The organism is Rhizobium altiplani (assembly GCF_001542405.1).
Classification (GTDB): domain Bacteria; phylum Pseudomonadota; class Alphaproteobacteria; order Rhizobiales; family Rhizobiaceae; genus Rhizobium; species Rhizobium altiplani.
In genome coordinates, this window is record NZ_LNCD01000078.1 from 83,308 (window position 1) to 95,364 (window position 12,057).

The following is a 12,057-nucleotide window of genomic DNA, read 5'->3' on the forward strand; positions in this document are numbered from 1 at the left end:
GTTGGGCAAGTCCAACGCGCGCGCAAACGCGCGGTTGCTCAACGCCGATTTCCAGTCTGGAAGATCGTCGACAGGGCAGCAGCCAAGGATGTACCGGTGTTTGGAAGACCAGAGGGCAGGACGATGGAAAAAGGCTTCTACATAGGCGTACTTGCCGCACTCTTCGCGGCTTTTGCCTTTTCGCTCAACTTCGTTGTGCCCTTCATAATTGGTGGCTATTCGACCTTTGATTTTGCCCTTGTCCGCCATGTAGCCTCCGCATTGGTCGGCTTGTGCATTCTGTTTTCGAATAAGGGGGCGGTACAATATCTCACGCTCCGAAACGTGCTTTCCGCGATCTGGCTCTCCTTCATTGGCTATGTCGGTTACTTCCTGACGGTAACGGGAGCTGCCATTTTTGCGGGGCCAGTGATTGCTCCCGCCTTTCTTGGTCTGGTTCCAATCGCTCTGATGGTCATCGGCAATCAAAGGCAGGCATCATTGCCATGGCGGTTTCTGCTGATGCCCCTCATGTTGGTCCTGGTCGGTCTAATGTTGGTCAATGGTACGGTATTCACGGCCGAAGGATTGGATTCTGTCCGTTCAGTCTGGATCGGCGTTCCATTGGCGCTTGCAGCGGTCGCGTTGTGGGTCTGGTTCGCGATTTCCAACCAGGCCGCACTGGCCGCCCGGCCTGACATGCCATCCGGTGTGTGGTCCGCTCTTATTCTCGTCGGTGGAGGCGTCTTGATGCTTGCCTTCTACCCGGCCGGAGCTGCAATGGGTCTCTTCCAGCTTCCCAAGCTCGGCTTCGGCTGGCATGCCGCCGGCTCGCTCTATGTTTGGGGCGCATCGTTCGCACTACTGGCAACGGTATGCGGCGTGTGGGCCTGGAACATTGCCTCAAGAAACTTGCCTGTCGCACTGGCCGCGCAATTGATCGTTTCGGAAACCGCGTTTGGTGTCATCGGCGGGCTGGCAGTCCATGCGCGATGGCCGAGCGCTGTAGAAACCGCAGGAGTCGCCATTCTTATTGCTGGGGTAGTCCTGTCAGTCCGGATCTTCTACGAAACACAGTTTCGACCGGGCAATCCGGTGCTGGCATCGGAGTGAGTGCTCTGCCGCCAGGTGGTCGACGCTCGCCCAAAAGACAGCTTCGGCCGGGATGCACCGCAAGCGGTCATTCGGCCGACAGGTATTGTCCGCAGCTTATTCCTTGCCTGAATCATTCAGCGGGTCGATGTTGTGGGAAAGTGTTCCGACCCCATGACAGCGGCGGCCGATATTAGTATCGAAGCATCGGGTAAGCCGGTACAAGAAGTCTAAGCCTAGCGACGGTTGAGTATTCGGATGACCGATAACTCTATTTAGCGCCTCCGACCCATCTCAAAATTCTTCAAGGTCGCTTGGCGAAATCGAACGGAACGGGGCGAGCGATGCGCGACACAAATGGCTATTTTCCGCGTTGGCGGCTGAAGACGGAGGGGCGCATTCTGCCCGACGAGCGGCTGCCCACAGGGCAGACGATGGTGCTGGGCCTCCAGCATGTCGTGGCAATGTTCGGCTCAACGGTGCTTGCTCCGATAATCATGGGTTTCGACGCCAACGTCTCGATCCTGTTTTCCGGCCTTTCGACGTTGATTTTCTTTGTCGCCGTGGGCGGGCGCGTACCGAGCTATCTCGGCTCGTCCTTCGCCTTCATCGGTCCCGTTCTTGCCGCGACGGGGGCGGTCGCCGGGGCACCCAACCCGAACATCGCGCTGGCGCTCGGTGGCATCATCGCCGCGGGTGCGATTTATGCGCTGATCGGCGTCGCGGTCGCGCTCGCCGGTCATCGCTGGATTGAACGGCTAATGCCACCAGTCCTCACCGGCGCAATCGTCGCCGCAATCGGGCTTGTGCTCGCGCCGATCGCCATATCCAGCGCCTCGGGCATTGGCCCTGCCAACCCTGAGGGCGACCAGCTCTCGCGCTGGGTCGCAATTCTGACGTTCGCCGCCGTCGGCCTGGTCGCGGTCTACGCGCCGGGCATTGCCCGCCGCCTGCCGATCCTTCTCGGCGGTGCGCTCGCCTATCTCGCCTATCTCTTTGTCGCGAACGGTTTGGGCCACGGCGCGCCGATCAATTTTTCCGGCGTCGCGGCGGCCCCTTGGTTCGGTTGGCCTCACTTCACGGCGCCGGTCTTTTCCGGCTCCGCGATCACGTTGATCGCCCCAGTCGTCGTTATCCTCATTGCCGAAAATCTTGGGCACATCAAAGCAATCGGAGCAATGACGGGGCGCAATCTCGACCCCTATCTCGGCCGTGCCTTCATCGGCGACGGTATCGCGACCATGGTTTCGGGCGCCTTCGGCGGTACCGGCATGACGACCTATGCCGAAAACATGGGGGTGATGGCGGTAACGCGCATCTTCTCCACGCTCGTCTTCCTCGTTGCGGCCGCGGTCGCCATCCTGCTCGGGTTCTCGCCGAAATTCGGCGCCCTTATCCAGACGATCCCCGGACCTGTTATCGGCGGGCTTTCGATCGTCGTTTTTGGTCTCATCGCGGCGACTGCAGGCCGCATATGGGTCGAGAACAAGGTCGACTTCGCCGAGCCGCGCAACCTCATCACGGTTGGCGTCGCGCTTGTGCTGGGTGCTGGCAACTTCAAGCTCGCGGTCGGGGGATTTACGCTTGACGGAATTGGTACCGCGACGATCGGAGCGATTATCCTCTACCACGCACTCGGATGGGCGAACCTGCCCAAGGGGTCAGAGCAGAACGCTTAGCGCCCGTCGCCATCGCGCGGGACGAGTTCCCGCGCCTTTGCGTCCTGCTCTGCGCTCTGCCGGCTGCCACGAGGCAGCCATCGGAGGCGCGGCACGCAGAGATCAACGACCATGGAGTCGCGGTTCACCGGCGTGAGACCGAGTAGTGGCTCCAGGCCGGTCGAACCCGGCAAGAGTCTGCTGTCAGAGAGTGTCGATGACCCCACCGTCCACGCGAACGGACGCGCCCGTGGTCGCGGAAGCGAACGGCGACGCAAGATAGGTCACCAAGTTGGCGACTTCCTCGACGGTGGCGGCACGTTGAATGATCGAGCTGCTGCGATGCTGCTTCACGAAGGCGGCAGCGACCTCCTCCAGCGGCAGTCCGGTTCTAGCTTGCTCTTCGGCAAGCATCGTTTCTACGCCTTCGGAAAGCGTGGGCCCAGGGAGGACGGAGTTCACTGTGATGCCCGTGCCGGCCATGCGCTTGGCGAGACCACGGGCAACCGCGATGTCGGCGGTCTTGCTGACGCCATAGTGGATCATCTCGACTGGAATGTTGAAACCGGATTCGGAGGCCAGGAATATCACGCGGCCCCAGTTTAACTTCTGCATGCCTGGGAGATAGGCGCGGGAGAGCCTGACGGTGGACATGACGTTGACCTGCCAGTGTCGATCCCAGACCTCGTCCTCGGCGTCGAAAAAGTCGATTGGCTGGAAGATGCCCGCGTTGTTAATCAGGATGTCTACCTGAGGAATTTGGGCGACAAGCGCTGCACACCCCTCGGCGGTTGAGAGGTCGGCGGCAGCAGACTTGACTTTGCCACCGGGACCTTCGCTCTTGAGCCGTGCGGCGGCCTTTGCGGTTTTGTCTTCGGACCGGCCGTTGACAACGACATCTGCTCCAGCCCTTGAAAGCTGGCGGGCAATTGCGTAGCCGATGCCTTCCGTTGATCCTGTGACCAGCGCCCTCTTACCAGTAAGATCAATTTGCATTTTCCGCTCCCGTCGAGGTTGGATGACGAAACGTATAGTCAGTTCTGCAGTCTCGCAACGGTCTGACCGCCGAGGATCCGGCGATCTTTCACACAACATCGTCAGTCAGCACGAATGCGGCAACCTCCGGACCGAGGAGAAATCAGACCTTACGGCGTCGATCGCTTCATAAAGGGCGGCCGGCGAATTCTCTCCTGCCAACACCCGATTCAACGGCAACACCCATCGCGGAACGGAACGCGTCCGCTTGGGGCGATCATTGGCAACTGACGGCTTTGCGCAGACAGCGGCCACCAGCGTACAACAATGGCTTGGACGGCAACCTGGCTCCGTCACAACATCGAGCCGGTATCGATAAAGCGCTGGTGCCACGACAAGGCTTCCTTCGGCAAGGTTGGGGTTTGTAAACCGTAAGAGCCGGCAAGCGCGCGCTCGAAATAGTCAAGAAGAGCGGGCCGGTAGGTGGGATGGGAACAGTTGTCGATGATCGTCCGCGCGCGTTGCTTCGGCGAAAGCCCGCGCAGATCCGCAAGGCCCTGTTCCGTCACCAGCACCTGGACGTCCTGGTTGATGTGATCGACACGACTTGCCTGCGGCACAATCGCAGAAATCTTGCCGCCCTTGGCAGTCGATGGAGTCATGAAAATGGAGATATAGGCATTGCGCGCAAAATCCCCGGAGCCGCCGATACCGTTCTGGATGCGCGAGCCCATGATGTGGGTCGAGTTAACATTGCCGTAGATATCAGCCTCGATCAGGCCATTCATCGCAAGACAGCCAAGACGGCGGATCAGTTCGGGATGATTGCTGATCTCCTGCGGCCGCAGCACCATCCTGCCACGATAGGTTGGCATGTTCTCGTTAAGACGACGTGCCGCCTCCGGGCTGAGTGAGAAGGCGGTCGCGGAAGCCATCCTGAGCTTACCGGCATCGAGCAGGTCGAGCATGCCGTCCTGGATGACCTCGGTAAATGCCGTCATGTTCTCGAAAGGGCTGTCGATCAAGCCAGTCAGCACTGCATTGGCGATATTGCCGACGCCGGACTGGATTGGCAGAAGCGAAGCCTGCAAACGCCCCTTGGCAACTTCGTGACCGAAGAATTCCAGCAGGTGGCCGGCAATGGCCTTGGCGGCGTCGTCCGGCGGCGTAAAGGGCAAGTTGCGATCCGGCGCATCGGTCTCGACAATAGCGACGATCTTGTCGGGATCACAGCGGAACGCCGTTTCGCCGATCCGGTCATCCGGCCGAACCAACGGTATCGGGACCCGGTGCGGCGGCAGTGCCGTGCCATAATAGATGTCGTGCATGCCTTCGAGCGCGGGACTCTGCCAACGATTGACCTCGAGTATGACCTTCTCTGCGCGGTCGAGCCAGGTCTTGTTGTTGCCGACCGAGGAGGACGGAATAAGCGAGCCATCGGCGCGAATGCCGGAGACTTCGACAATCGCGGTATCAAGGGGGCCGAGAAAGCCCTGCCAGGCCATCGGCGCGACCTGAGAAAGATGCATATCGAAGTATTCCATTTCGCCTCGGTTGATCATTTCGCGGGCGTATGGATCAGAGTTGTAGGGCAGTCGAAACTCGATGCCGTTCACTCGGGCGAGCGCGCCGTCGAGTTCGGGACCGGTGGAGGCGCCGGTCCAGACACGAAGATGAAAAGGATTGCCCGCCGCATGCTCTGCTTCGATCTTGGCCGCAAGTGCAAGCGGTACTGATTTTGGATAACCCGATCCGGTAAAGCCGCTCATCCCCACCGTCGAGCCGCTGGTTATCAGCGATGCCGCGTCCTCGGCCGTCATGATCCGTGAACGCAAATTCTCATTGAACATTCGGGACATACTCGCCTCCTAGCTGTCTGCGTGAACAGGCGGTTTGACCCGCATGAAGCGTTCCGCGCCTTGTCGCGCGCGGCGTCGATCAAGCGCCGGTCTAGTCGGCTCCATCAATGGCTCATAAGTAGAGGAATAGTGGCATGGGACAGCAGGCGATAGGTGACGCGGCCGAGAAGCAGCTCGAGCAGATAACCGTGCTTGAACGCACCGATCAGAATGCAGGTGGCGTTCGTCGACGCGCCAAAGTCGAGGATGGTGTTGCCGACCGAGCGGCCCGATGACGAGGTAACGACAATCTCGGCATCCAGCCCCAGCTGATGGCAGATTTCCCTGGCCGACTTCTCGTAGTGCCTGTTCGGTTTGTCATCGACGCAGAGCACCGTGATGCGGTTGGCGGCGGCAAGCCAGGGCCTTGCGGCGACCATTGTCCGTCGTGCGTGGTCATGCGGCTTCCAGCCAACGAGGACGTGGTCCAGCAGGTGCCCCCGATAGCCACTGGCTGGGGGGACCAGCACCAGCTTGCCTTCATGAAAGAGGACATCGTGAAAGGCATCACGAGCGTCGAGATTGCCTCTGTAGGGCGTTACGACAAGCGACGCATTCCGGCAGACAGTGCTGACGCAGCGGCGCAGATCGCCCTGGCAATCGCCGAGCATCAAGTCTTGCCGGTGAGGCGCATGCAATTTCCACTCCTCGAACAGCTGCCTGACGTGTTCGTACCGCTCGTGCGTCGAACCTTCCTCCAGGTCGCGCATCATTTGCAGTTCGATTTCCTCGGCGGATACGAGCATCGACAGCGGATCGGCACCGATGTGCACGGCGGCAATGTTGTCCTGCACGGCATCGGCCGCGTCGTCGGCCAGATCGAGGCAGGTTTGTGCCGAGGCTGGATCGGGCAGCAGCACGACAATATCGGCATGGCTGGTGAGATCACGAACGTTGCGTGGAGCCGCACCTGCGTGAGATGCGCTGAAGCCTTGTGACCAGTTGCGGTCGTCGGTGGTTGTCGTGATCAATCTGGCCCTCCTTCATGGATCGGCCCGCACGGTTGCACTGGAATAATACGCTAATATGACCGGCGTTGAAATCGCCTTGGCAGAGGAAGGCGACCTATTTTAAGCACCGAAGCCGGTGGCTGCCGAATCCCGGTGCCGATTCCGCCGGTCTTGCGCCTTAATCGCGACCTGCTAGAATCTCCGGTGCCAAGCTTTTGTGTCGGCTGCATTTTTTGGTTCCCTCTAGCTATATGCGGGGCGCGATGGAGACGGCAGTTACCTCTAAGCTGACCTATGGCGCGGAGCCGGGATTACGCTTCGCCTTGCTCTTGGACGGGTGTGGCGGCTGCACGCAGTTGGACATTGCCCGGGCGCAAATGTGGAAGCCGGAAGATGGGATCATCTGGCTGCACCTCGAGCGCGACCATGCGGCGGCGGCCAATTGGGTCAACCGGGAAAGCGGTCTCGATAGCTTCGTGACCGAAGCTCTTCTCGAAGAGGAAACACGGCCTCGCGTCGAGCCAGTCAACGATGGCCTGCTGATCATCCTTCGCGGCGTCTGTGCGACTGCGCCGGACGAAGCGTCGGAAAAGCAGACCGACATCGATCTCGTGCCGCTCCATATGTGGGTCGATGCGAACACGGTGATTTCGCTGCGGGACAGCGGTCACTACATTACCGCCCTTCGCGACATTCGCCAGGCGCTCCAGAAAGGCAAGGGCCCGCTACGCACTGGTGACCTCCTGGCGTTGATCGGCGACAAGCTTGTGCGCGACCTGGAGCCAGTGCTCGACTCCATGGACGAGGAGGTGGATGAGCTTGACGAGATGATCTTTCACGGCGAGGCAGGCCAAGTGCGCGAACGCCTCAAGCTGCTGCGTCGGCGTTCCGTCCAGCTTCGCCGCTATCTGGCGCCGCAGCGCGATGCGTTGAACCGCATCGAGCATGATGATGCGCCATGGCTGCTGGAGCGCGACAAGCTGCGGATGCGCGAGGTGATCGACAAGCTGATGCGCTTCATCGAGTACCTCGATGCCATCCGCGACCGTACGGGTATTCTGCACGACGACCTTTCGACGGTGATCAGCGAGCGCATCGCGCGCAATTCCAACCGGCTGGCGGCGCTGGCGGCGTTGCTACTGCCTCCGAGTGTCGTGGCCGGCTTGTTCGGAATGAATGTCGGAGGCATCCCGGGGGTCAACGACACCTGGGCTTTCATCATCATTGTCGTATTCGTGACGATCACATCCGTTGCGACGCTCTGGGTGCTTCGGCGTATCGGCTGGCTTTAGAGCACGGCATCGTCCCAGACTACGAGCCTTGAATGCGCTGTCCTCTATGCGATCAATTCGCTGCGAAGCAGTAGAACAGGCCGTCGCCACCAGTCCCATTGAAGGCTTTGACGGTGCAGCCGCCGCGTGTCGGGTGCGAGGAGTTCCACGACTTCGCTTGGGCGGAGTCATCAAGGCCTGTTCGGTCGCTGTGGCCGACGATCGCGACACCTTCAGCGCCGCCCATCGTCCAGTTGCCGCATGTCTCCGGCGCCGCAGTGCCATCGGCTTTCGAACCGGTGAGCATGTCGTGCCGGTTCGGCGTGTCGCCTCGGCCGTTGATGATTTCGCCCTTCTCATTGAGCGCGGTCTGCTTGGTCAGGTTGTTCTTGTCGCTGTGCAGAGAGGCCACGTCGTCGGCGATCTTTTCGCCTTTGGCGTTATACCAGGGCCCAGAGCCAATGCGGTCCTTTGCATTTTCGGCGTCGGTGGAAAGATAGGCTTTCCAGGTCTTACCCGTGGAGCCAGCGGCCGTGGCAAGCGTGTTGCAATAGGCGTCCGCACCGGCGAGACCACCGAGATCGCCGCCCTTGCCTGGATTTACACTGGTTACGAAGAAACTCATGGCGGTGTCCTGAGCATGGACCCCGACCGCTGAAAAGGCCAAAGCGGCCGCGATATAGGCAAACCTGCGTCTCATGGCGACTCTCCCCGGTTGAAATTTCTAGCGGGGCGAAGCGTATTGCAGGTACGTCTCGGCGTAAAATCGAAATCGCGTGATGGGACCTTGGTAGGCGGTCTCAAGGGTGCGGCCCCCGCGGCCCGGCTTTGGGCCCATTTCACAGCGCACACCTTACGGTGGTTGTACACTCCCCCGTCGAGGCTTTAGTCAAGTTGCCGTGATTTCAACCACGCGTTCTTGACAATGAGTTTTAGCGGCAAATATCTGTGCTCTCCGGCTTCCGACGCAAGGCCTCAGCTCAGCATGATCGACACGCGCTTTTCGACCGCTTTACAGATTGTCATCAGCGTTGCCGTCAATGAAGAGGCCAATCTCCGCACCACGAGCCAATCACTTGCACAAGGGCTCGATACAAGTGCAAGCTTTGTCCGCAAGCTGTTGCTTCCGCTCAATGAGAACGGAATTCTTGCTACCTCCCAGGGCGGCAAGGGGGGCATTCGTTTGGCACGACCACGTGACCAGATTTTGCTCAGCCAGATCTATGCCGCCGTGACCGGTGACAAGAAGATCTGGGCGACTCGGCACGATATTCCGCATGAGGGACTCGTGGGTGAGAATATCGGCGACCTTTCGGAGTTTCTGTGTGATCGAGCGGAGCAGGCTGTCGTCGACATGCTTGGTTCGGTGACCATCGAGGACAGTGTGGCGGAGCTGCGTCGGCTCGAGGCCGAGAAATCTGCCGGACATCAGCACTCGGCGGATGCTAGCCTCGTGCGCGATCGCCACCCCGCCGAATAATTTCATCCTCAAACTGGAAAGGGGCGGCCGGGCAGGGAACCCGTGCCACCCCTCCTAACTGATCGGAGGTCAATCTGATCAGAAACTCTTAAAGCGCCGCGCCGCCTTTCCCTGTGACTTTAGCAACGGAGAGAGGCGGAAACGCGGCGCCGCTTTTTCAGTTAGAATGCGCGCTGGAGGCGGAAGAAGCCCGTCGTGACGTCGTCAGCCTTGTCCGAGTCGAAGTAATTGACGGTTGCCTTGGCGTAGAGGTTGTCGACGATCTGATAATCAACCGTGACACCGACCTTCCAGGCGTCGTTGTTGTCGTCGAAGTCGCCCGCGACGATGCCGTAGTTGCCGTAGTACTGAGCGGCCGGCGTGATCTTCAGCTTGTCGGTCGCCTTGATGGCGTACTCAGCCGCGACAACCCATTCGGCGGTCTGATAGTAGGAGTTCGGGCCACTGGAGTAGATCGCTGCGAGGCCGAGGGTGCCCGGGCCGACGGCAACGGTACCCATGGCGCGAACGGCACCTTCTTCGTTATCGGTGTCGTAGCCGGCCGTGATCTGGTAGCTGAAGATGCCAGCCTTGCCGCCGATACCGACTGCTACGCCGACGTTATTGGGGTTTTCACCGGCGCTGAAGTAGCCGTCTTCCAGCTCGTCAACGCTGATGCCAGCGTAGAAGTTTTCAGCTTCGTACTGATAACGGATGGAGTTGTGCAGCGTGACCTTGCTGCCGATGTCGTCCGTTTCGCCCGAGAGACCATCGTCCCACCAGCTGTAGAACAGACCGGCGCGGAAGCCAGCGATGTCGATGTAAGCGGAGTCAAGCAAAGATGCCTGCGACTTAGAGTTGTCGGCATTCGTCTGCAGGACGATAACACCGGTGAGCGGGCCGTATTCGGTGTCGCTCTTGGCGGTGAACTGGACCTGACCACGGGTGTAGGCGTCCCAGTCAGAGTCATTCGCAACATAGGTACCGTTGCCAGTGGTTGCGCTGGCATTCGGGCCGGCGTTAACCTGGAAACGGATGTAACCGCTGATCTTCAGGCAGGTTTCGGTGCCCGGGATGTAGAAGTAGCCGCTGCCGTAAGCGTCGCAAACGCGGACGTATTCAACTGGTTCCGGCTCAGCAGCAACGATGGCGTCAGCAGCCTGGGCGCTCGTAAAGGCAGCCAGGGCCGCCGCCGAGCTCATAAGGATCATCTTAATGTTCATTCTCAGTCCAATCTTTTGTCGATTGGGCACAGGTCATCACTGCCGAAACCGGCTCTACCTACCCCAAATTGTTTCGTACAAGCCCTTGCGGGAAACGCGGTACGTCCGCAGCGCCAAATTACATTTCCCATTAAATGTATCAATAATAGATACAGTCAAAAATTGGGTTTTGCTGCAAAGCAAAATTGGGGTGTTGCGCAATCGCAACTGTCGCTTTCTGCGCAAGAAGAGGGTTGCCAATTCAACCTGTAACAGTTTGGTATTCAAAGGGTTTTTGATATGGATGCCATCCGGATAATATTGTTGCATTGCAGCATTTGTATCGCCCTGCGGCTCATCCTTTTGTCAACGCTGGGCCTGAATCACGATGACGCGCGCGTCGTTTTGGCCACTTCTTTCAGCAGCGCGGCAGCGGTGGGATCGGATGGATCGAGCCTAAGAACACCATCCGTGTCGATCAGGTGTTCCAGCAGGTTTCTCACACCCTCACTGAAATGCCGGCTCGCTTCGGCAGCCTCGTGGCTCGCAAGTGTCGTGGAGCCGATGATCCGCACGCCGAAGACGTTGATGACTTCGTCGGCTCGCGTCAGGGCGCAATTTCCGCCGTTTTCTGCGGCAAGGTCGACAATGACCGTTCCTGGACTCAGCCGCGAAAGCATGTCTTCGTCGAGGAGGAGAGGGGCAGTTTGACCGGGTATCACGGCGTTTGTGGTGATCAATTGCATCTTCGAGAGGGGATCCGAAAGCTCTCGGCGAAGCCGTGCCAGTTGTTGCTCCGGCAATGCGCGGGGGAAGGGCATCGGAGCTAGGGTCGTGCCGAGAAATCTGGCCCCGAGCCGTTCGATCTTGTCCTGCGAATCCTTGGCAAGGCCAAAGCCATGAGTCAGTGCGCCGAGGCGACGGGCGGTCGCCAATGCCTGCAGGCTTGCAGCATCGCCGCCCAAGGCAGCCATTCTCACCGGCCGCACGAAGCTGCCGTCCACCATCAACATTGGGTGCGAAATGCCGAACTGCCTGGCGGCCTCTAGGACGGCGGCGTGGCCGGTGATTGCCGCTTGTCTCGATGAGATGTCTGCGCCCTTGACCCCCTGCACACAGGAGAGGCGGGCGATGTCGAGGTGGAGCGGTCGCGGTCCGCTGGGAAGACGGGTGGCCAGGGGTGCGTGCGAACCAAGGAAAACGAGGGTCGCGGTCGCTGGAAATACCCGCGTGGTTGCCGGCTGCCGCACGCTCACGAAAATGTCCGAGGAGGGCACCATATCAGCGAACTCGGCCGGTTCGCCGCCGGCGACGACATAGGCCTCATCAACGTGGCCCGCGCCGACACCGCAACCGCGCTCGAAACGAACCGACACACGCTTGGAAAGCCGCCGCACGTCCTCCGGCGTCAACGCAACGCGACGCTCACCGGGATGTGTTTCCCGAAGCAGCCCGGCGCGGACGCGGATAAAGTTGGACATTGATCGCTCTGGAAGAGGGTAAATCGAAGTGTGCGCGCGAGCGATATAGGCTGTCTCTTCCATAGTTTTATGACAGTTTGGTAATTTTATTC

10 protein-coding genes are annotated in these 12,057 nt (G+C 59.8%); 4 read left to right on the top strand and 6 right to left on the bottom strand.

Annotated elements, in window-relative coordinates:
• Positions 1-123 precede the first annotated feature (123 nt).
• Both AS026_RS17210 and AS026_RS17215 read left to right on the top strand, forming a co-directional pair.
• Positions 124-1,092, top strand: a complete 969-nt coding sequence (locus AS026_RS17210) for a DMT family transporter (RefSeq protein ID WP_025660040.1) — start codon at positions 124-126, stop codon at positions 1,090-1,092.
• 323 nt (positions 1,093-1,415) lie between these two features.
• The gene (locus AS026_RS17215) at positions 1,416-2,750 is read left to right on the top strand and encodes a solute carrier family 23 protein (protein WP_025660039.1); all 1,335 of its coding nucleotides are present in this window, start codon (positions 1,416-1,418) and stop codon (positions 2,748-2,750) included.
• A gap of 183 nt (positions 2,751-2,933) precedes the next feature.
• On the opposite strand, the gene AS026_RS17220 is transcribed toward AS026_RS17215, so the two are convergent.
• The 3 genes from AS026_RS17220 to AS026_RS17230 all read right to left on the bottom strand — a co-directional run bounded on the left by AS026_RS17220 (position 2,934) and on the right by AS026_RS17230 (position 6,573).
• The gene (locus AS026_RS17220) at positions 2,934-3,725 is read right to left on the bottom strand and encodes an SDR family NAD(P)-dependent oxidoreductase (protein ID WP_018857314.1); all 792 of its coding nucleotides are present in this window, start codon (positions 3,723-3,725) and stop codon (positions 2,934-2,936) included.
• A 332-nt stretch (positions 3,726-4,057) separates the two neighbouring features.
• Positions 4,058-5,563: a succinyl-CoA:acetate CoA-transferase ScpC gene (gene scpC, locus AS026_RS17225; protein ID WP_062370713.1), complete on the bottom strand. Its 1,506-nt coding sequence runs from the start codon at positions 5,561-5,563 to the stop codon at positions 4,058-4,060.
• Between the two features lie 104 nt (positions 5,564-5,667).
• Positions 5,668-6,573 carry a universal stress protein gene (locus AS026_RS17230; RefSeq protein WP_062370715.1) on the bottom strand — a complete coding sequence of 302 codons (906 nt, stop codon included), beginning with the start codon at positions 6,571-6,573 and terminating at the stop codon, positions 5,668-5,670.
• A gap of 242 nt (positions 6,574-6,815) precedes the next feature.
• Between AS026_RS17230 and AS026_RS17235 the strand changes: the two genes are divergently transcribed.
• Positions 6,816-7,844 carry a CorA family divalent cation transporter gene (locus AS026_RS17235; protein WP_062370717.1) on the top strand — a complete coding sequence of 343 codons (1,029 nt, stop codon included), beginning with the start codon at positions 6,816-6,818 and terminating at the stop codon, positions 7,842-7,844.
• Between the two features lie 52 nt (positions 7,845-7,896).
• Here AS026_RS17235 and AS026_RS17240 read toward each other — a convergent pair whose 3' ends face one another.
• Positions 7,897-8,523, bottom strand: coding sequence for a hypothetical protein (locus AS026_RS17240; protein WP_018857318.1), 627 nt, complete (start codon positions 8,521-8,523; stop codon positions 7,897-7,899).
• Between the two features lie 285 nt (positions 8,524-8,808).
• Between AS026_RS17240 and AS026_RS17245 the strand changes: the two genes are divergently transcribed.
• Positions 8,809-9,303, top strand: coding sequence for an RrF2 family transcriptional regulator (locus AS026_RS17245; RefSeq protein ID WP_018117220.1), 495 nt, complete (start codon positions 8,809-8,811; stop codon positions 9,301-9,303).
• Between the two features lie 161 nt (positions 9,304-9,464).
• Here AS026_RS17245 and AS026_RS17250 read toward each other — a convergent pair whose 3' ends face one another.
• A complete protein-coding gene (locus tag AS026_RS17250) occupies positions 9,465-10,505 on the bottom strand; it encodes a porin (protein ID WP_018857319.1) in 1,041 nt (346 codons plus the stop codon).
• A gap of 362 nt (positions 10,506-10,867) precedes the next feature.
• Complete coding sequence (locus AS026_RS17255) at positions 10,868-11,965, bottom strand: Rossmann-fold NAD(P)-binding domain-containing protein (RefSeq protein ID WP_025660033.1); 1,098 nt, start codon at positions 11,963-11,965, stop codon at positions 10,868-10,870.
• Between the last annotated feature and the right edge of the window lie 92 nt (positions 11,966-12,057).